The organism is Streptomyces sp. NPDC015144 (assembly GCF_043079735.1).
Classification (GTDB): domain Bacteria; phylum Actinomycetota; class Actinomycetes; order Streptomycetales; family Streptomycetaceae; genus Streptomyces.
In genome coordinates, this window is the sequence record NZ_JBIBUU010000003.1 from 89,208 (window position 1) to 109,826 (window position 20,619).

The window sequence follows — 20,619 nt, forward strand, 5'->3', positions numbered from 1 at the left end:
GGTCCTACGCGCTGAGCGGGAACTCCTCGCCCAGCTCCCGGAAGACCGCGGTGTTCAGCGCGAACGCGCGCCGGCACTCGTCCACGATCCGCTGCTTCTCCAGGTCGTCCACCTCCACCGCGTCCAGCAGCTCGCGGTAGTCCCGCTTGAAGGAGGCGGGGTTGGCTATGCCCTCGAAGACGTAGAACCGCACCCCGTCGCCCTTGCGCGCGAAGCCCCAGGTCCGCTCCGCCCGGTCGCGGATGATCTGGCCGCCGGAGAGGTCGCCGAGGTAGCGGGTGTAGTGGTGCGCGACGTAACCGGCCGGCCAGTCCCGGGCGCACTCGGCGACCCGGGCGGCGTACGCGGCCGTGGCGGGCAGCGGCTCCAGCCCCTCGCGCCAGTCCGCGCCGCGCAGATGGGCCAGATCGCGCTCCAGCTCGGCGGTGCGCATCAGCTCGGGGCGGATGAAGGGACCGGCGACCGGGTCGTCGGCCAGCTCCCGCGCCCCCTCCTCCAGCGCCCGGTACACGAACCACAGCTGCTCGGTGTAGCGGGTGTACGCGTCCACACCCAGACGGCCGCCCAGCAGGTCACCCATGAAGGCCGAGGACTCCGCCTCGGTGTGCTGCTGGTGCGACGCGGTACGGATGAGCGTCGAGAAGGGGGTGGCGGCGGTTGCGTCCAAGGCGGGCCTCCGGGGCCGAGAGGGACAGTACGTCCGGGAAAACGCGGATAAAACGCCAGCTCCCGCCCGTCACGGCGGAGTCGGCGACACGTTCGATCCTGCTACTTAGGTTTACCTAAGTCAACAGCTTGCCGACGAAGTGTCGGTAAAACTACTGACAGTCTGTCGGCAAGAACGCACCGCACACACGCGAAAGCGGCCGCCCCGGGGGGACGGCCGCTTCGGTTCCGGTGGACGGACCGGACTACGGGAGGGTCAGGATCTCGGCGCCCGTCTCCGTCACCACCAGGGTGTGCTCGAACTGGGCGGTGCGCCTGCGGTCCTTCGTCACCACGGTCCAGCCGTCGTCCCACATGTCGTAGTCGTGGCTGCCGAGCGTGAGCATCGGCTCGATGGTGAACGTCATCCCGGGCTTCATCACGGTGGTGGCGTGCGGGCTGTCGTAGTGCGGGACGATCAGGCCGGAGTGGAACGAGGAGTTGATCCCGTGCCCGGTGAAGTCCCGCACCACGCCGTAGCCGAAGCGCTTGGCGTACGACTCGATGACGCGCCCGATGACGTTGATCTGGCGGCCCGGCCGGACCGCCTTGATCGCCCGGTTCAGCGACTCCTCGGTGCGCTCCACGAGCAGCCGGGACTCCTCGTCCACCTCGCCGCAGAGGTACGTGGCGTTGTTGTCGCCGTGCACACCGTGGATGTATGCCGTCACGTCGAGGTTCACGATGTCGCCGTCGCGCAGCACCGTGGAGTCCGGGATGCCGTGGCAGATCACCTCGTTGAGCGAGGTGCACAGCGACTTGGGGAAGCCGCGGTAGCCGAGCGTCGAGGGGTAGGCGCCGTGGTCGCACATGAACTCGTGGGCGACCCGGTCGAGTTCGTCGGTGGTGACGCCGGGGGTGATGTGCTTCGCGGCCTCGGCCATCGCCTGGGCGGCGATCCGGCCCGCGATCCGCATGCGCTCGACGGTGTCGGCGTCCTGGACCTCGGGGCCGGTGTACGGGGTCGGGGCCGGCTTGCCCACGTATTCGGGGCGCCGGATCTTTCCGGGCACGGTGCGGATGGGAGAGATCTCCCCGGGTGCGAGCAGCGACTGGCCAGACATGTCAGCGAGTCTAACCAGCGCGCTTGGGGCAGCATGGCCCCGAGGGAAGGAGGCCCCGATGGCCCTGTTCAAGAAGCGCACGGTGGGCAAACCGGGCGAGTGGTACTACTGCCTGGAGCATCACAAGGTCGAGGAGGGCCCCGAGTGCCCGGCCAAGAACCGCTTCGGCCCGTACACCTCCCCCGAGGAGGCCCGGCACGCCATGGACACCGCCCGGGAACGCAACCTGGAGTGGGAGAACGACCCCAAGTGGCACGACCGGGACACGGACACCCCGCCCGACCGGGAGGGGTGAGCGCCGGGGCTCACGCCCCGGAGAGACCGGCCTCCGGGGCCGGGGCCGGGGCCGCCGTCTCCGTCGCCCCGGCCTCCTTGGCCCGCCGCCTGCGCAGCGCGTCCTCGTCGGTCTCGGAGTCGTAGGTGAGCAGCTTGGGGAGCAGGGCGGAGAGCAGCGCGACCGAGGCCACGCAGGCCACGCCCCCGCTCCAGACCGCCGCCCTGGTCCCCGTCCAGCCCGCCATCGCGCCGGCCCGCACCTGACCCAGTTGCGGGCCGACGCTGTACGAGAGCACCTCGATGCCCGCCAGCCGTCCCCGCAGCTCCTCCGGGATGGTCTGGTTCCAGATCGTGGAGCGGCCGAGCCCGCTGAGCATGTCGCCCGCGCCCGCCACCGCCAGGCAGACCAGCACCAGCCACACGTTGCCGAACCACCCGGCCCCGGCGATCGCCAGCCCCCAGACGGCGGCCCCGAACACCACGAACAGCCCGTGCCGCCGCACCCGGGAGGTCCAGCCGCTGGTCAGGCCCAGCACCAGCGACCCGACCGAGCCGGCGGCGTACATCAGCCCCAGCGACCAGTCGGCGTGCAGCTCGTCGGCGAGGAAGGGGAAGACCGCGTTCGGGAAGGCGAAGAACATCGCCGCCATGTCGATCGCGTACGTCCCCAGCAGCACCGGCCGGCTCCAGGCGTACCGGGCGCCCTCCACGATGCCGCGCAGCGACGGCTTGGTGTTCTCCTGGACGGGCGGCGCGGGCGTCAGCCGCAGGCACAGCACCACGGAGACGGCGAAGGTGGCCACCGTGACGGTGTACGCGGTGGCGTGACCGGCGTAGGCGACCACCAGCCCGGCCACCGCCGGGCCGGTGATCGCGCCGAACTGCCAGCGCAGCGAGTTCAGCGCGGCGGCCGCGGTCTGCTGCTCGTGCGGCACGATCCGGGCCATCAGGGAGTCCAGCGCGGGCCGCTGGAGCCCGGAGAGCGCGGAGACCCCGGCCGCGACCACGTACAGCGGCCAGAGCAGCGGGGTCGGCAGCGCCGCGTTGACCAGGAGGATCAGGGCGAGCAGCCCCAGCCCCGCCTCCGTCGCCAGGATCACCTTGCGGCGGTCCACCGCGTCCGCCAGCGCCCCGCCGTACAGGCCGAAGACCACCAGCGGTACGAGCTCCACCGCGCCCATCGCGCCGACGGCCAGCGGGGAGCCGGTCAGTTCCTTGATCTGGAGCGGCAGCGCGATCATCGCCATGAAGCTGCCGAAGTACGTCACCAGGCCCTGGACCCACAGCAGCCGGAAGTCGGCGGAGGAGCGCAGCGGCGAGAGGTCGGGGAGGAGCGAGGCCAGCCGGGCGGCCGGGGATGGAGCAGAGGTCACGGAGGGCCATGCTCCGAGCCCCTCGCCGTCACCGCAACGGAATTTCCGCGGGCCGGTGTCACCAGCGGGCGGGCGGCGGGGCGGTCAGCCGGTCGGCGAGCCGGGACAGCCGGTCCCGGAAGCCGTGGCGGCCGCGCGGGGCGGGGGCGCCGTTCTCCCCGGCCGCCGCGCTCACCAGGTGCTGCACGGTGTCCAGGTCGATGTCGTCGGCGTCGGTCACGGTGAGCGCCTCGTGGGCCAGGCCGAGCACCTCCGGATCGCCGCCGTTCAGCGAGAGCACCGTGGCCCCGGCGCGCCGCGCGCCGTGCACCCGCTCCAGCAGCCCGGCACCGGCCTGCCCGGGGGCCACCAGCAGTAGCGTCTCGCCCCGCCCGGCCGTCTCGATCCGGCCCGGACCGACCGACAGATGCGCCGGGCCGCCCGGCTCCACCCGGTGGCGCACCAGGGTGGGGGCCAGCTCGGGCAGCCCCGACCAGGTGGACTCGTCGGTCAGATGGGCCGCCAGGTGCCACGGCTCGTACGCCTCCGTCCCCACCAGCAGCAGACCGCCGCCGTGCGGGACGACCGAGGAGCGCAGGGTCCCGGCGAACCGCCGGGTGGCGGTGGGCCACTCGGTCCCGGCGAGCACTTCACGGAGCAGGGCGACGCGTACGGCATCCATGGCCCGGCATGTTCCCCCGGTGACCGGGCCCCGCGCCGCGGAACCTCGGCGGACCACTCGAAAGGGGACCTCCGGGTGACAGCGGGTCCGTTCACGTGACAAGCAGTAATGTCGGAGCCATGACTACGAAGAGCAATGACCAGGCGGCCAAGCCGCCCGCCAAGGACCCCTGGGACCTTCCCGACGTCTCCGGGCTGACCGTCGGCGTGCTCGGCGGCACCGGCCCCCAGGGGCGCGGCCTCGCCTACCGGTTCGCCCGCGCCGGACAGCGGGTGGTCGTCGGCTCCCGGGCCGCCGACCGCGCCCGGACCGCCGCCGAGGAGATCGGCCACGGCGTGGAGGGCGCGGACAACGCCGAGTGCGCCCGTCGCAGCGACATCGTGATCGTCGCCGTGCCGTGGGACGGCCACGCCAAGACCCTGGAGTCGCTGCGCGAGGAGCTGGCGGGCAAGCTCGTCGTCGACTGCGTCAACCCGCTCGGTTTCGACAAGAAGGGCGCCTACGCGCTCAAGCCCGAGGAGGGCAGCGCCGCCGAACAGGCCGCCGCCCTGCTCCCCGACTCCCGGGTCACCGCCGCCTTCCACCACCTCTCCGCGGTGCTGCTCCAGGACGAGTCGATCGAGGAGATCGACACCGACGTGCTGGTCCTGGGCGAGGCCCGTGCCGACACCGACACCGTCCAGGCCCTGGCCGGCCGGATTCCCGGCATGCGGGGCGTCTTCGCCGGGCGGCTGCGCAACGCCCACCAGGTCGAGTCGCTGGTCGCCAACCTGATCTCGGTCAACCGGCGCTACAAGGCGCACGCCGGTCTGCGGACCACCGACGTCTGAGCCGGTCCCGCAGGCCCCGGGGCCGGTACGCCCCGGCCCCGCACCCGCCCGGACCCGCTCCGGGGCCACCCTCCGGCGGACGGAAAGGGGCATGGGGGACACTGGACGGGACCGAGCACCACCCCCGACAGGAGCCGCCCCCATGCCCCGACTCGCTCTCTACGCCATCGCCGTCTGCGTCCTGGCGGTCGTCGCGGCCGTGATCTCGTTCGTGCAGGGCAGCCTGCTGGGCATCGTCTGGGTGCTGCTGGCCGGGCTCTCCTCGAACATGGCGTGGTTCTACCTGCGCAAGGAGCGTGCGCGCACCACCGGGTGAGGCACCCGCCGCCGGTCACCCGCCGCCGGTCACCGGCCGGCGCGGCAGACCGGGTACTCGGCGTCCCAGTGCTCCCAGAAGCGGTAGGCGGCCCGTCCGCACTCCGTGTCCAGCCCGTGCACGCCGAGCGACTCCAGCAGCCCCCGGACCCCGTCGAAGAACGCCTGGTTGATCCCCGGGATCCACAGCACGGCGAAGACCACGAGCAGCCCGTACGGCGCGTACGGCGCCACCGCGCGCCGCACCCCGTGCGGCAGCCAGGGCTCGATCACCCCGTAGCCGTCCAGGCCGGGCACCGGCAGCAGGTTCAGGATCGCGGCGGTCACCTGGAGCAGGGCCAGGAAGGCCAGCGCGTACCGGAACTCGGCGGGCACCCCGCTCAGCGCGTCCAGCCAGAACGGCGCCGTGCACACCACCGCGAACAGCACGTTGGTCAGCGGCCCCGCCACCGAGACCAGGCTGTGCTTCCACCTCCCGTGGATCCGGCCCCGCTCGATGAAGACGGCGCCGCCGGGCAGACCGATGCCGCCCAGGATCACGAACAGCACCGGCAGCACGATGCTGAGCAGGGCGTGCGTGTAGGCGAGCGGATTGAGGGTGAGATAGCCCTTGGCGGCGACCGAGACGTCCCCGCTGTGCAGGGCGGTCCGGGCGTGCGCGTACTCGTGCAGACAGAGCGAGACGACCCAGGCTCCCGTGACGAAGACGAAGGCCGCGAGGCCGTACGGGTATCCGGCACCGGCCCACACCGCCCAGCCGGCCACCGCCGTCACGGCGGCGATCCCGAGGAAGACCGGACTGATCCGCCGGTCGCTGCGGGCTGCTGCGGGGGGCATCGGCGACTCCAGGGGGAGGGGTGGGCACGGGGGACCGGACGGCGACCGTACCGCCGACACGCCATGAACGTCTCGCGTCCGGGCGGTGGATCCGGAAAGGGTGGGGGCATGACGAACCCAGCCGGAGCACCGCACGCGGAGTATCGGACAGGGGAACAGTCGGACGTGTGTGCCCGTACCGGTTCCGGTCGCGGAGAATAGGCCGGTGCGCTACTGCATCCTCGGAACGACCCGGGCACTCCACGACGACGGCACGGCCGTCCCCCTCGGCGGAGCCCGGCTGCGTGCCCTGCTCACCGTCCTCGCGCTGCGCCCCGGCCGCACGGTCCCCGCCGCCGTCCTCGTCGACGAGGTGTGGGACGGCGAACCGCCCGCCGACGCGGTGGGCGCGCTCCAGGCGCTCGTCGGCCGGCTCCGGCGCGCCGTCGGCCATGACGCGGTCGCCTCCGGGGCCGGCGGCTACCGGCTGACCGCCGGGCCGGACGCCGTCGACCTGCACCGCTTCGAGCGGCTCGCCGGGGAGGGCACACGGGCCCTGGAACGGGGCGACGCGGCGGACGCGGCGGCCCTCCTCGACCAGGCGCTCGCCCTGTGGACCGGCCCGGTCCTGGCCGACCTGCCCGACCGCACCGGCCCCGCCGCCCGCTGGGAGGCCCGCCGACTGGACGCCCGCCGCACCCGGCTGCGCGCCCTCCTCGCGCTCGGCCGCGCCGACGACGCCCTGCCCGAACTGGTCGCCCTCTGCGCCGAGCACCCGATCGACGAACCCCTCCAGGCGCTGCGGCTGCGGGCCCTGCGCGACGCGGGCCGCACCGCCCAGGCCCTGGCCGCCTACGACGAGGTGCGCACCGGGCTCGCCGACCGCCTCGGCACCGACCCCGGCCCCGAGCTGCGCGCCCTGCACACCGAACTGCTCCACCAGGACCCCGCACCACCCGCCCGGACCCCCGGCCCCGCCACCCCGGCCCCCGGGCCCGCCCCGGCCGCCGCGCCGCAGGGCAACCTCCGGGCCCGGCTCACCAGCTTCGTCGGACGCCAGGAGGAGATCGAGGCCCTGCGCGAGGACCTGGCGCACGCCCGGCTGGTCACCCTCCTGGGCCCCGGTGGCGCGGGCAAGACCCGGCTCTCCCAGGAGGCCGCCGAATCCGTCGCCGCCTCCTGGCCCGATGGCGTCTGGCTGGCCGAACTCGCCCCCGTCGACGACCCCGAGGCCGTCCCGGAGGCCGTGCTGACCGCGCTCGGCGCCCGTGAGACCGTGCTGCGCGGCGCCGGTGCCGGGGAGTTCCGGGCCGTCGAGGGCGGTGCGGGCGACGCCCTGGCCCGGCTCACCGAACACTGCTCCCGGCGCCGCATGCTGCTGCTCCTGGACAACTGCGAGCACCTGATCGGGGCCGCCGCCGCCCTCGCCGACCACCTCCTCGCCCACTGCCCGCACCTCACCGTCCTCGCCACCAGCCGCGAACCCCTCGGCGTACCGGGCGAGTTCGTCCGCCCCGTCGAATCGCTGCCCGACCCGATGGCGCTCCGTCTGTTCGCCGAACGCGGCGCCGCCGCCCGGCCCGGCTTCCGTACCGACGCCGACGCGGAGACCGGGGCCGCCGCCGCGGAGATCTGCCGGCGCCTCGACGGAATGCCGCTCGCCATCGAACTCGCCGCCGCCCGGCTGCGGATGCTCACCCCGCGCCAGATCGCCGACCGGCTCGACGACCGCTTCCGCCTCCTCACCAGCGGCGCCCGCACAGTCCTGCCCCGCCAGCAGACCCTGCGCGCCGTCGTCGACTGGTCCTGGGACCTCCTGGACGGGCCCGAACGCGCCGTCCTGCGCCGCCTCTCCGTCTTCGCGGGCGGCTGCACCCTCACCGCCGCCGAGGCGGTCTGCGCGGACGGCCCGGCCCAGGAACCGGAGATCGCCGCGCTGCTCGGCTCGCTCGTCGACAAGTCGCTGGTCGTCGCCGCCCCCGCCGAGGACGGCGAGATGCGCTACCGGCTGCTGGAGACCGTCGGCGAGTACGCCGCCGAACGGCTCGACGAGGCCGCCGAACGGGCCCCCGTGGTCCGCCGCCACCAGGTCTTCTACCGCGAGCTGGCCCGTACCACCGACCCCGAGCTGCGCGGCCCCCGCCAGCGGGACGCGATCGCGCTCCTCCAGCGCGAGTACGAGAACATCCGGACCGCGCTGCGCCACGCCGTCGCCACCGGCGACGAGCAGGAGGCGCTCAGCATGGTGCTCTCGCTCTGCTGGTACTGGCAGATGCGCGATGTGCGGTCCGAGGCCCTCCAGTGGGCCGACGCGGTCGCGGCCCTGGGCCCCGACCCCTTCGCCGGACCCGCCGAAGCCGCCCCCGACCTGGCCGAACGCTGCATCGACGCCCCGCCGCCGATGCGGCCCGAACTGCTCCAGGAGGCCCGGCGCCAGAACGCCATGCTCCGGCTGGTCAGCATGGACCACGCCATGGAGCGGTGGACCGACGAGAAGGGCATGGCCCGGCTGCGGATCATCGCCGACACCTACCGGCCCGGCCAGCCGCAGACCTGCCGGGGCCCGGCCTCGCTCTGGTTCTTCGCGGTCATGCTCGTCGGCGAGACCGGCAAACTCCGCGGACTGCTGGACGCCTGGGTCGACGCGTGCCGGGCGTACGGCTACGAGTGGGAGCTCGGCGCCGCCCTCCAGATGCGGGCCAACGTCCTGGCCAACCGGCCCGAGTGGTCCGGCGAGGCCCGGGAGGACGCCGACGAGAGCCTGGAGATCTTCCGCCGGATCGGTGACGACTGGGGTGCGGCCGAGGCGCTCTCGGCGCGCGGCGAGGCCAACGAGCGGCACGGCGACTATGCCCGCGCCGCCGCGGACTTCACGGCCGCCATCGACTGTGCCGAGCAACTGGGCGCCCAGACCCAGGTGGCCGTCCTGCGCACCCGGTACGCCGCCGTGGTCACCGAGATGGGGCGCGGCGCCGAGGGCGAGGCGATCCTGCGCGAGGTGCTCGAAGAGGGGCACGAGGTGATGTCCTTCGCCCGGCTCCACCTGGCCATGTGGCTGGGCCGCGACGGGCGTACCGACGAGGCGCGCGAACAACTGGCCGTGCTGAACCGGGAGTTCCACGCCGACGCGATGGCTCTCTTCGAGGGGCTCGTGATCGGCGTCTCGGCCTGGCTGGACAACCAGGACGGCCGGTACGCCGACGCCCTGCCCCGCGCCCTGACCGCGCTGGACAGGTCGACCGACCGGCTGTCGCAGCTGATGGCCCCCCAGATGAGCGTCGTCCATCTGGTGACCATCGCCCGCTCGCTGGCCGGGCTCGGCGGCGAGACCCGCGCGGTGGCGGCGGCCCGGCTGCTGGGCGCCGGCAAGGAGCTGCTGCCCCGCGGGCACGTGCCGACGCTGTCGGAGCGGCAGGATCGGGAGCTGGCCGAGGAGCAGGCCCGCGCCGTGCTCGGCCCGGACGCCTACGCGCGCGCGTACGCCGAGGGCGGCGGCCTCTCCCTGGAGGAGGCCACCGCCCTGCTGGAGCCGTACCGGGCCTGAGCCGCGCGGGCCGGACCCGTCACCCGTACGTCAGGACTCCTTGCGGAACCCGTACGTCAGGACTCCCTGCGGAACCCCGTACGTCAGGACTTCTTGCGGAACTTGGAGACCGCCAGCGGCGCGATCACCGCGGTGAGCACCACGGTCCAGCCGAGCGTCACCAGGACCGCGTGGGCGACGGGGCCGCCCATCATCAGCCCGCGCGCCGCGTCGGCCAGGTTGGACAGCGGGTTGTACTCGGTGAACGCCCGCAGCCAGCCCGGCATCGTCTGCGTCGGGGCGAAGATCGAGGAACCGAACTGGAGCGGCATCAGGACCAGCATCCCCATCCCCTGGACGGCCTGCGACGTCTTCATGGTCAGCCCGAGCAGGATGAAGATCCACATGATGGCGGCGCCGAACGCGGCCGACAGCGCGATCGCCCCGACCAGCCCGAGCACCGACTCCTGGAGCTTCATGCCGAGGGCGAAGCCCATGCCCAGCAGGATCAGCGTGGCCACCATCATCCGGCCCAGCTCCACCACGATCTTCGCGATGAGCACCGAGGAACGGGCTATCGGCATCGTCCGGAACCGGTCCATGACGCCCTTGCGGAAGTCGTCGTTGACCCCGGTGCCGACCGCCATGGCGATGTTCATGCCCATCATCGCCATCAGGCCGGGGATCAGGTAGTTCAGGTACTCCTGCCGGCCGCCGCCCATGCTGCCGCCGACCGAGCCGCCGAAGACGTACACGAACAGCAGCGTGAAGATGACGGGCATCAGCAGCGCGTCGAACATCGACTCCGGATCCTTCTTGATCTGGAGCAGATTGCGCCGCACCAGCGCCCCGATGTGGCGCAGATTGCTCCGCAGCCCGATCCGGCCCTCGTCCCGGACCTCCCTGGGCCGGGCGGAACCGGTGGACGCGGGCGTGGGGGTCAGAGTCGCCGTGCTCATGCCGCGACCTCCTCGGGGATCGTCTCGGCGGCGGAAGAGGACTTCTCGCCGGTGATGGCCAGGAACACCTCGTCCAGGCTGGGCAGCGCGGTGGCGACGTGCGCCAGCGGGAAGCCCCGGGTGCCGAGCAGCCCGATGACGGCGGTCAGCTGCTCGTCGCTGAGGATCGGCACGTACAGCAGCCCCTCGTCCGGGACGGCCTGCGCGCCCGCCACCCCGTCGAGCGAGGCCTCCCGGATCGCCTGCGCCATCGCGGGCAGCTGCGCCGGGTCCGAGGGGCGGATCTGGAGGGTGCGGCCGCCGACCTTCGCCTTCAGCTCGTCGACGCCGCCCCGGGCGATGATGCGGCCCTTGTCGATGACCGTCAGCTCGTTGGCGAGCTGCTCGGCCTCCTCCATGTACTGCGTGGTCAGCAGCACGGTCGCGCCCTCCGCGACCATCCGCTGCACCTCGTCCCAGACCTCGTTGCGGGTCCGGGGGTCCAGGCCGGTCGTCGGCTCGTCCAGGTAGAGGACGGCCGGGTTGCCGATCATCGAGGCGGCCAGGTCGAGCCGGCGCCGCATGCCGCCGGAGTAGTCCATGGCGGCCTTCTTCGCCGCGTCGGTGAGCGAGAAGCGCTCCAGCAGCTCGTCCGCCCTGGCCCGCGCGTCCTTGCGGGACAGATCGAGCAGCCGCCCGATCATGTAGAGGTTCTCCCAGCCGGAGAGCTTCTCGTCGACCGAGGCGTACTGCCCGGTCAGCCCGATCGTCCGGCGCAGCTGCCGGGGCTGCTTCACCACGTCGTACCCCGCCACCACGGCGTGCCCGGCGTCCGGGACGATCAGCGTGGACAGGCAGCGCACGAGCGTGGTCTTGCCGGCTCCGTTGGGGCCGAGGACACCGAGGACGGTGCCTTCCCGGACGTCGAGGTCCACACCGTCCAGAGCCTTGGTCGAGCCGTAGTGCTTGACCAGACCCCGGACCTCCACGGCGTTCACGCCGCTCCTGGGGTTCTTGTCGATTCGCGTCATGCCCACCATGGGACCAGCCGCCACCGACAAGCCGCCGACAGCGGGCCGACAGCCCGCCGATGGGGGATGTCGGCGGGCTGTCGGTGGTGCGGGCAGTGGTCTACCGGTTTCCGCCGGGCACACGTCCCGGCGGAAACGGATACGCGAACTGAACGGATACGCGGACTAGTGGAAGGTGTGCTCCGCGGCCGGGAACGCCCCGCCCACGACCTCCTCGGCGAACTCCTTCGCCGCGTCGCCCAGCACCTGGCGCAGGTTCGCGTACTGCTTGGTGAAGCGCGGCACCTTGCCGCCGGTCAGCCCGACCATGTCGGTGTAGACCAGCACCTGCGCGTCGGTGTCCGGACCGGCGCCGATGCCGACGGTCGGGATGTGCAGGGTGCGGGTGACCTCGGCGGCCAGTTCGGCCGGTACGAGCTCCAGCACGACGGCGAACGCCCCCGCGTCCTGCACCGCCTTCGCGTCCCGCAGCAACTGCTGGGCGGCCTCCTCGCCGCGGCCCTGCACCCGGTAGCCCATCGCGTTGACGGACTGCGGGGTCAGGCCGATGTGGGCCATCACCGGGATGCCCGCCTCGACCAGCAGCCGGATCTGCTCGTGGCTCCGCTCGCCGCCCTCCAGCTTGACCGCACCGACCCCCGAGTCCTTGATCAGCCGGGTGGCGTTGCGCAGGGCCTGGACGGGGCCCTCCTGGTACGAGCCGAAGGGCAGGTCGGCGACGATCAGGGCACGCCGGGTGCCCCGGACGACGGCGGCCGAGAGGATCGCGATCTCGTCCATCGTGACCGGCACGGTGGTCTCGTAACCGAGATGGCAGTTGCCCATGGAGTCGCCGACGAGCATGACCGGGATGCCGGCCTCGTCGAAGACGGACGCGGTCATCGCGTCGTAGGCGGTGAGCATCGGCCACTTCTCGCCGCGCGCGGTGGCGGCGGTGATGTCGTGGACGGTGATACGGCGGGTGCTCTTTCCTCCGTACAGCGCCTTGCTGCTGTCGGCGGGGGCTCCCGCGGAAGAGGGTACGGACTGGTTTCGCGCAGCCTGAAGCGACATGGCGAACGGCTCCTTCGTCATCTCGAGGCGCCCTGACGGCGTCCCCGGACCGGTTCCATGGTGGCATCCCGTGCCGGGTCCCGTGAAGTGGGTGTCCGTACGGCGGTGTCCCGGTGTCCAAGCCGCCCCGGCACCGGGTCAAGACTTTCCAATACGAGACGGTCTCGTATCGGAAATCGGCTACGCTCCTGACATGTCGATGCCGTCAGGTGCCCGCGCCGCCGCGCCCCGCGTACCGGAGGCGGTCCACCGCCGTCGCTGGGCGATCCTCGTCGTCCTGATGTTCAGCCTGCTCATCGTCGTGCTGGACAACTCGATCCTGAACGTCGCGGTCAAGACCATCGCCAGCCCCGCGCCCTCCGGCCTCGGCGCCACCCAGAGCCAGCTGGAGTGGGCGATCAACGCCTACACGCTGGTCTTCGCCGGCCTCCTGTTCACCGCGGGCCTGCTCGGCGACCGCATCGGCCGCAAGAAGGTGCTGCTCTTCGGCATCCTGCTCTTCGGCGCCGGCTCCGCACTGGCCGCCATGTCCGGCTCGCCCGCCCAGCTGATCACCTGGCGCGCCCTGATGGGCTTCGGCGCCGCGTTCGTGATGCCGGCCACCCTCGCCGTCCTGATGAACGTCTTCGAGCGCGAGGAGCAGCCCCGCGCCATCGGGGTATGGGCGGGCAGCGTCGGCGTCGCCATCGCGATCGGCCCGATCACCGGCGGGCTCCTGCTCGAACACTTCTGGTGGGGCTCGATCTTCCTGGTCAACGTGCCGGTGGTGATCGTGGCCCTGATCGCGATGGCGCTGCTGGTACCCGACTCCAAGGACCCGAACCCGGGCCGGACCGACCCCCTGGGCGTACTGCTCTCCATCGTCGGCCTGGTGCTGCTGGTGTACGGCATCATCCGCGGCGGCCAGCTCGGCGACTTCGCAGACCCGGTGGTTCTGGCGTCGAGCATCGGCGGTCTGCTCGTGCTCGCCGGATTCGTCCGGTACGAGAAGCGCAGCAGCCACCCCGCCCTCGACATCGGGTACTTCAAGGACCCGGCCTTCGCCGCGGCCGTCGCCGCCATCGCGCTGATCTTCTTCGCGCTGATGGGGGTGACCTTCTTCTCCGCGTTCTACATGCAGAGCGTGCGCGGCTGGAGCGCGCTGCAGGCCGGTGTGATGCTGCTGCCACTGGCCGCCTCCCAGATGATCTTCGCGCCCCGGGCCCGGCTGCTCGTGGACCGCTTCGGCGCCCGCGCCACCTGCACCGGGGGCATGCTGCTGGTCGCCGTCGGGCTGTCGTCGTTCATCCTGTTCGACGCGACCACACCGGTCTGGGTGCTGTGCCTGCTCTTCTTCGTCCAGGGCACGGGCATGGCCCATGTGATGACCCCGGTCACCGTCTCGGTGATGCAGTCGCTGCCCCGGGAGAAGGCCGGTTCCGGCTCGGCGATCAACAACACCTTCCGGCAGGTCGGCGGGGCGCTCGGCGTCGCCGTGCTCGGCTCGGTGCTCTCCGCCGTCTACCGGCACGGCATCGAGGACCACCTCGGAGCCGTCCCGCCCGCCGCCCGGGACGCGGCGGGGGAGTCGATCGAGGCCACCCTCGGCATCGCGGACCGGATGGGCCCGGCGGGCGCCTCCCTGGCCGCCTCCGCCGACGACGCGTTCCTGAAGGCCATGCACGTCACCGCCGCGGGATCGGCCACCGTGGCCCTGCTGGGCGCCCTGGTCGTCCTGCTGTTCCTGCCCGGGAAGCGGGCGGCGCCGTCCGGACCGGGGGCGGTGGACGGGGCCACCGACCCCGTCGGCGACAATCGGCCGGGCGGCCGGGCGGTGCGGTGAGAGGCGGAACGACGTGCGGGTACGGGCGGGTACGCAGGACCGGGACCACTCCTCGCGGGCAGGCGCGGTGGCGGAGGCGGAAGCGGAACCGGAAGCAGAACCGCGCCGCGGCCGGCCCCGCAGCGCGGCCGCCGAGCGGGCCATCCTGGACGCCGTCGCCGCGCTGCTGGAGGCGGGCGAACCGCTGGGCGGCCTCTCCATCGAACGGATAGCCCGCACCGCCGGGGTCGGCAAGGCGACGATCTACCGGCGGTGGAGCGGCAAGGAGGAGCTCTTCGTCGACGTCCTGCGCGACATCGAACCCCCGGAGCCCGCCGTCTCCGGCACAGCGGGCCTCGCCGACCTGCGCCTGCTCCTGGAGTCGATCCGCGGGCGCGGCCTGGCCCACCGCTCCTCGGCCCTGCTGCACAACGTGTTCGCGCAGATGAAGAGCCACCCCCGGCTCTGGGACGAGTACCACCGCAACGTCATCGGCCCCCGCCGCGCCGCCATGACGGCCGCCGTCCGGCGCGCGGTCGAGGCGGGCGAACTCCGCGCCGACCTGGACGTGGAACTGATGGGCGATCTGTTCCTCGGCCCCATGCTCGTACGCACCGTCCACCGCCCCGACGCGCCGCTGCCCGAGGACCTCGCCGACCGGATCGTCCGGGCCCTGGTGGACGGACTGGCGCCCCGCCCGGCCGAAGGACCCGCCCCGCACCCGGCCGACCCCCGCTGACGCGCCCGGGCCGAAGCGGAATGGCCCGGATGTCCTTGTTCTGTCACAGCACCCGCCGGACCCGTCCCGGCAGGAACCCACCGGCCCCCACCGTTCGTCCTGGTGGCAGTACGGCCGTCGCGGACGACCGGAAACACGCTGCCCATCGCCTAGGGTCGAGGGCGCGGCGACACGCACGGCAAGGGCAGCAGTGAGGACAGCGATGGTGCAGGCGTACGGAGCGGACACCGGGAACGACCGCACGGATCCGGAGCACGCCGGACCGGGCTCCGGGCCGAGTGGACTGCGCGCGAGACTGACCGGCGACCCCGGCATCTGGCGGCGCGGCATCGTCCTCGCCTGCTGCTCCGTCCTCCTCACCCTGGTGCTGGCCTTCCACTCCAAGATCCCCAACGCCATCGGCAACCTGGGCAGCCTCTCCGAGACCTTCCTGCCCTGGTTCGGGCTCCTCGTCCCGCTGTTGCTGGTCCTGGCCCTGGTGCGCCGCTCGGCCACCGCCCTGGTCGCCCTGCTGCTGCCGGCCGTGGTCTGGCTCAACGCCTTCGGCGGGCTGCTCACCGACAAGACGGGCACCGGCGGCGACCTCACCGTCGCCACCCACAACGTCAACGCCGACAACCCCGACCCCGCGGCCACCGCCCGCAAGGTCGCGGCCTCCGGCGCCGACGTCATCGCCCTGGAGGAGCTGCCCACCGGCAAGGTCGCCGCGTACCAGAAGGCCCTCGCCGACAGCTACCCGCACCACTCGGTCCAGGGCACCGTCGGCCTCTGGAGCAAGTACCCGATGCACGCCACCCGGCCGGTCGACATCAAGATGGGCTGGACCCGCGCGATGCGCTCCACGGTCACCACCCCGAAGGGCGAGGTCGCCGTCTACGTGGCCCACCTGCCGTCCGTCCGCGTCAAGCTGCACGCCGGGTTCACCGCCAACCAGCGCGACGACAGCGCGGACGCCCTGGGCGAGGCCATCGCCGACGAACGCCTCGACCGGGTGATCGTCCTCGGCGACCTCAACGGCACGATGAACGACCGCGCCCTGACGGCGGTCACCTCCCAACTGCGCTCCACCCAGGGCGCCGCGGGCAACGGCTTCGGCTTCAGCTGGCCGGCCTCGTTCCCGATGGCCCGGATCGACCAGATCCTCGTACGGGACGTCGAACCGGTGTCGTCCTGGACGCTGGAGCGGACCGAGAGCGACCACCTCCCGCTCGCGGCCCGCGTGAAGCTCTGACCCCTCGACCCGAGCGGGCTGACCTCGGCGACCACCGAACGAGACCGCACGGTCTGCTCCTGTGACGCCTCCCGGCACGATGTGGTCCGACCAGATCCGCTGCCGTGCCGTACGTCGGACACCTTTTGTCCTTGATATGGCGCTTCGGCGAATGTGACTGACAGGAATCTTCCACGCGCGGGGGCGTGACATGCGTCACCTGGTGTCGGTGTGGTGAGGGTGACGGACCGGAAGCAAACCGATTGGTTTGCTTCCGGTTTCCCGTGGTGACCCGGTCGAATTGGGGCGTCTTGCTGTGGGGAGGTACTTGGTCGGCGCCGGAGGTTGTCTACGCACGGTGATCTATGGACGGATCCATCGAATGGATTGTATTCCGGGAATTCAGATCAATTCGCGAGAGTGGGGCTCGAGTTGGCGGTATCGATCGTGACCCCTCTCTATTGACGCCGCGAGTCCGCTTGCCGTTGACTCCGCCTTCGTTTGTGTCGGTTGTGTGACTCTGGGGTGGGGGCTCGTGGAGTTTGGTGCAAGGTCTCGACATGTCCGAAGATGGCGCCTGGGTGGGCTGGCGGCGGTTGCCGCGCTGTCGCTTCTGGTCCTGCCGGCGACGGAGGGGCACGCGACCATGGCTGCGTCGGACGCCCCCGAGCTGAACGAGGGTGCGAGGGCCCTGGCGGAGGCGCAGGCTTCGGGGACCCGGGTCGAAGTGCTTGGTGAGCGTTCGGAACGGTCGACGGTGTTCGCTAATCCGGACGGGTTCACCTTCACGCTGGAGCAATCGGTGGTTCCGGTCCGGGTCGCGAAGCCGGGTGGTGGTGGCAGGCCCCGGACGCGACGCTGGAGCGTCGCGCGGACGGTTCGGTGGGCCCGAGGGCGGCCGCGGTGGGGATGTCGTTCTCCGCCGGTGGCGATGATCCGCTGGTCGAGATCTCGGACCGGGGGCGGTCGCTGGAGCTGGACTGGCCGACGAAGCTTCCGGTGCCCCGGATCGATGGTCCGAGCGCGGTCTACGGGGACGTGCTGCCGGGCGTGGATCTGAGGGTGACAGCGACGGTGGAGAGTTTTCAGCAGGTGCTGGTGGTGAAGTCGCCCGAGGCGGCTACGGCGCCGGAGCTGAAGAAGCTGTCGTTCGGGCTGAAGACGAGGGGGCTTGAGGTCCGTAGGGGGCCGGCGGGGAACCTGACCGCGGTGGACGGCGACGGGCAGACGGTCTTCCGGGCGCCACCCGCGCGGATGTGGGACTCGGCTGGGGTGGTGGCCGCCCCGTCCGTGTCGCCCAGGGGCGGTGCCGCACGGGCTGGTGGTGTCGGTCCGGCCGTGGCGGGTGACGCCTCGGAGGCGGTGTCGTCGGGCACGGGCATCGAGCCGGGGCAGGGGGACAACGTCTCCCGCGTCGGTGTGGAGATCGCGAAGGATGCTCTGGTCGTCGTTCCGGATGCCGACATGCTGGCGAAGACGGACAAGGCGGCGTTTCCTCTGTTCATCGACCCTCCCGTGACGTGGGGGGAGTCGGAGCGGACGCTGCTGCGGTCGGACGGGTACGAGTCCTACGGGTGGAGCAATGACGACGACAACAGAGGCCGCGGTATCGGCAAGTGCGGGACCTGGAACGGCTACTACTGCGGTCCGGGATACAAGCAGCGGCTGTACTTCGAGTTCTCCCCGGCGAACCTGAAGGGCAAGCAGGTGCTGGGCGTGACATTCCGGGTGACGGAGCCGTGGGCGTTCCAGTGCGATCCGCGATGGGTGGATCTGGTCCGTACGAACAACATCTCCTCAGCCACGACGTGGGCGTCGCGTCCGAAGCACCTGGACCTGATGGGGGACCAGAACGTGTCCGCCGGGCGGGGGTCGTTGTGCGATCCGGATTCGCCGGACGCGCCCATCGAGTTCAAGGACAATCCGGCCGAGCCCGACGAGAACCTGACGCCGACCGTGCGCGACTTCGCGGCCGGGAAGTTCTCCCGGCTGACGCTGATGCTCAAGGCGCACGATGAGGAGGACACCTCGGCGTGGAAGCGGTTCAAGAATGACGCAGTGCTCGCGGTGGACTACGTCGGACTGCCGGCCAAGCCGACAGGGATCGGGCTGGTGACCGGTTCCGGCACGGTCTGTGAGACGAAGGAGTCGGATCCGGCGATCGTGTCCGACCCGACACCGACGTTGACGTCCACGCCTCAGACGGCTTCCGGTGGTGAGAAGGAGGCGCAGCTGAGGGTCGCGATGGATGTGGACAAGAAGGCAGCCGACGGGACGTGGGCGAACGCGTTCGCCGAGATGGAACGTCCGACCACCGGATACGTCGGTGACAACGTGAAGGTCTCGGCATCGGCCCCGGCTCTTGCCGAGGGGACGCTGTACCGGTACCGGTCGTGGACGCGGTCGTACTACAACGGGGGTAAGAGCCAGCTGCCGGGGCCGTCGAACGCCTCGACGACCGGTTGGTGCTACTTCAAGGTCGATCCGACCGCTCCGAAGGCCCCGAAGATCACTTTCGGCACCACGTACACGGAGTGCACCACCAACGCGTGCGCGCCGGCGGGTGGTCCCGGGGTGAAGGACACGTTCACTTTCTCCGCGGCGACGGGTGACACGAACACGGCCTACCAGTACCGCCTCACACAGGATGCTTCGTGGTCGGCGGAGCGTGTGGGGGCGTCGGTCAAGGAGACGATCACACCGTCGAAGTCGGGGACGTTCCGGCTGTATGTCAGGGCGAAGGACACGGTGGGTCGCTGGGGTGCGCAGAACCTGGTGGACTTCCTCGTCGCGGCGGGCGAGGGGCCGGTCGGGCGGTGGCACTTCGACGAGGCGGACGGTGTTGCGAAGGATGTCGCCACGGCGGACGGCGGCGACGACGCGGTGCTTGCCGGAGGGGCGGTGCGCGACGAGCGTGGCCGCCGTGGGGTCATCACCCACGACGCGTCGGGTGTTCCGCTGGACACGCCGGTCACGGACAGAGGCCTGGCGCTCAACGGAACGTCCGGGTACGCGGCGACCAGTGGTTCCGTGCTGGAGACCCGGTCCGCGTACACGGTCTCGGCGCGGGCGCGGCTCGACCGGACGTCGAGCGTGGGGATCGTCGCCTCCCAGGACGGCGCCCACTATTCACCGTTCATTCTCGACTACTCGCGCGACACGGGTAACTGGTTCTTCGGTGTGAAGGAGAAGGACGAGGCCACGGGCAAGGCTTATTACGGGGTCTGGTCGAAGAATCCGGCGGTCGTTGGTGTGTGGACGCATCTGACGGGCACCTACGACCCGGTCACCCAGGAACTGGCGTTCTACGTGAATGGTGTTCTGCAGGGCGGCATCACGGCTTCGGGGGCCTGGCAGTCGCCCGGCTCTCTCCAGATCGGCCGGTACAAGTGGGCCGACAACTACCAGTACTACTTCCCGGGCAGCATCGACGAGGTGGCGGTCTGGCAGCGGGCCCTGACCGCCGAAGAGATCGCGGACGAGGCGCGGCTGAAGATCTCGGACGGTTTCGCGGGTACCGAGCTGGTCGCGGAGTGGTTCCCGGGGGCGGGCAGCGCGACCACCGTTCCCGACGGTTCCGGTTATGGCAGGGACCTGACCCTGAGCGGTGGTGCCTCACTGGATGGCGAGGAACTGGTTCTGGACGGTGTGGACGATGCCGCCACGGCGGCCGTCCCGCTGGTCGACGCCACGGGGTCGTTCACGGTGACCACTCTGGTGTCCCTGGACGAGGCGAAGCTGGCCGCGAAACCGGTCGGGTACGTCGGGCAGGTCCTCGGCCAGCGGACCGCCGACGGTTCGTCCTGGGGGCTGTGGTTCGAGGTCACCGGCCACAAGACCGTGCTGGACGACGAGACGCAGGAGGAGCGGCAGGTGCCCGTGGGGTTCTGGCGCTTCGGGCGGCTGAACGCGGACGGTACGTCCGTCTCGGTGGTCTCCGACGAGGAGGCGGCCGTCGACTCGCCCGTACGGCTGACGGGCATCTTCGACGCGCAGGACGCGGCAGTTTCGCTCCGGGTGGGCTACGTACTCAACGGCGAGCCGAAGTCGTTCACCGCTACGCCCGGCTCGGGCGAGTTCGCGATAGGCAAGGGCCTCAACGGTGGTGCATGGAAGTACTTCCTGCCGAGTCGCATCGCCGATGTACGGATCTGGGCCGGTGCGGTGGCCGGTCAGGAACAGGCCGAAGCACTGACAGGCGATTAGCGGGACCGGGGGGGCGGTCGCGGCGTCACCACGCCGCCCCCGGTTTCAGGCGGCCATTTCCCCCGGGAGATGCCGCGA

At 71.8% G+C, this 20,619-nt stretch carries 15 protein-coding genes and 1 pseudogene; 8 read left to right on the forward strand and 8 right to left on the reverse strand.

Translation table 11 applies throughout. The annotated features are described in order from the left end of the window. Window positions 1-4: 4 nt before the first annotated feature. Both ACF08W_RS07130 and map read right to left on the reverse strand, forming a co-directional pair. Window positions 5-667, reverse strand: a complete 663-nt coding sequence (locus tag ACF08W_RS07130; protein ID WP_385204945.1) for a heme oxygenase (biliverdin-producing) — start codon at window positions 665-667, stop codon at window positions 5-7. Between the two features lie 244 nt (window positions 668-911). Beyond that, entirely contained in the window at window positions 912-1,769 is an 858-nt protein-coding gene (gene map, locus ACF08W_RS07135) for a type I methionyl aminopeptidase (RefSeq protein WP_385204949.1), read from the reverse strand. 58 nt (window positions 1,770-1,827) lie between these two features. On the opposite strand from map, the gene ACF08W_RS07140 reads away from it, so the two are divergent. Next, window positions 1,828-2,064 (forward strand): hypothetical protein, encoded by a 237-nt coding sequence (locus tag ACF08W_RS07140; protein ID WP_385204952.1) that lies wholly within the window; start codon window positions 1,828-1,830, stop codon window positions 2,062-2,064. A gap of 10 nt (window positions 2,065-2,074) precedes the next feature. Here ACF08W_RS07140 and ACF08W_RS07145 read toward each other — a convergent pair whose 3' ends face one another. Both ACF08W_RS07145 and ACF08W_RS07150 read right to left on the reverse strand, forming a co-directional pair. Further along, on the reverse strand, window positions 2,075-3,418 hold the full coding sequence (locus tag ACF08W_RS07145; protein WP_392278706.1) for an MFS transporter: 1,344 nt from the start codon (window positions 3,416-3,418) through the stop codon (window positions 2,075-2,077). 58 nt (window positions 3,419-3,476) lie between these two features. After that, window positions 3,477-4,079 (reverse strand): hypothetical protein, encoded by a 603-nt coding sequence (locus ACF08W_RS07150; RefSeq protein ID WP_385204958.1) that lies wholly within the window; start codon window positions 4,077-4,079, stop codon window positions 3,477-3,479. A gap of 119 nt (window positions 4,080-4,198) precedes the next feature. Here ACF08W_RS07150 and npdG point away from each other — a divergent pair, with 119 nt between their 5' ends. After that, window positions 4,199-4,909: an NADPH-dependent F420 reductase gene (gene npdG, locus ACF08W_RS07155; RefSeq protein WP_366297916.1), complete on the forward strand. Its 711-nt coding sequence runs from the start codon at window positions 4,199-4,201 to the stop codon at window positions 4,907-4,909. A 142-nt stretch (window positions 4,910-5,051) separates the two neighbouring features. Continuing rightward, entirely contained in the window at window positions 5,052-5,225 is a 174-nt protein-coding gene (locus tag ACF08W_RS07160) for a hypothetical protein (RefSeq protein WP_352277680.1), read from the forward strand. Between the two features lie 29 nt (window positions 5,226-5,254). Here the strand turns inward: ACF08W_RS07160 and ACF08W_RS07165 are convergent, their stop codons facing one another. Next, window positions 5,255-6,061 carry a site-2 protease family protein gene (locus ACF08W_RS07165; protein WP_392278707.1) on the reverse strand — a complete coding sequence of 269 codons (807 nt, stop codon included), beginning with the start codon at window positions 6,059-6,061 and terminating at the stop codon, window positions 5,255-5,257. 205 nt (window positions 6,062-6,266) lie between these two features. Here ACF08W_RS07165 and ACF08W_RS07170 point away from each other — a divergent pair, with 205 nt between their 5' ends. After that, a complete protein-coding gene (locus tag ACF08W_RS07170) occupies window positions 6,267-9,584 on the forward strand; it encodes a BTAD domain-containing putative transcriptional regulator (RefSeq protein WP_392278708.1) in 3,318 nt (1,105 codons plus the stop codon). A gap of 83 nt (window positions 9,585-9,667) precedes the next feature. Here the strand turns inward: ACF08W_RS07170 and ACF08W_RS07175 are convergent, their stop codons facing one another. From ACF08W_RS07175 to panB, 3 genes are all read right to left on the reverse strand, one after another. Next, window positions 9,668-10,522, reverse strand: coding sequence for an ABC transporter permease (locus ACF08W_RS07175; RefSeq protein ID WP_392278709.1), 855 nt, complete (start codon window positions 10,520-10,522; stop codon window positions 9,668-9,670). Continuing rightward, window positions 10,519-11,541 (reverse strand): ATP-binding cassette domain-containing protein, encoded by a 1,023-nt coding sequence (locus tag ACF08W_RS07180; protein WP_385204970.1) that lies wholly within the window; start codon window positions 11,539-11,541, stop codon window positions 10,519-10,521. The genes ACF08W_RS07175 and ACF08W_RS07180 overlap by 4 nt, the downstream gene beginning before the upstream one ends. A 156-nt stretch (window positions 11,542-11,697) precedes the next feature. Further along, window positions 11,698-12,585 (reverse strand): 3-methyl-2-oxobutanoate hydroxymethyltransferase, encoded by an 888-nt coding sequence (panB, locus tag ACF08W_RS07185; protein WP_352277674.1) that lies wholly within the window; start codon window positions 12,583-12,585, stop codon window positions 11,698-11,700. 193 nt (window positions 12,586-12,778) lie between these two features. Between panB and ACF08W_RS07190 the strand changes: the two genes are divergently transcribed. The 4 genes and pseudogenes from ACF08W_RS07190 to ACF08W_RS07205 all read left to right on the forward strand — a co-directional run bounded on the left by ACF08W_RS07190 (window position 12,779) and on the right by ACF08W_RS07205 (window position 20,541). Continuing rightward, complete coding sequence (locus tag ACF08W_RS07190; RefSeq protein ID WP_392278710.1) at window positions 12,779-14,407, forward strand: MFS transporter; 1,629 nt, start codon at window positions 12,779-12,781, stop codon at window positions 14,405-14,407. Window positions 14,408-14,474: 67 nt separating this feature from the next. Next, the gene (locus tag ACF08W_RS07195) at window positions 14,475-15,125 is read left to right on the forward strand and encodes a TetR/AcrR family transcriptional regulator (RefSeq protein WP_392278857.1); all 651 of its coding nucleotides are present in this window, start codon (window positions 14,475-14,477) and stop codon (window positions 15,123-15,125) included. 202 nt (window positions 15,126-15,327) lie between these two features. Next, a complete protein-coding gene (locus ACF08W_RS07200) occupies window positions 15,328-16,356 on the forward strand; it encodes an endonuclease/exonuclease/phosphatase family protein (protein ID WP_352277672.1) in 1,029 nt (342 codons plus the stop codon). Between the two features lie 625 nt (window positions 16,357-16,981). Continuing rightward, window positions 16,982-20,541: pseudogene (locus ACF08W_RS07205) on the forward strand (LamG-like jellyroll fold domain-containing protein). Window positions 20,542-20,619: the final 78 nt, after the last annotated feature.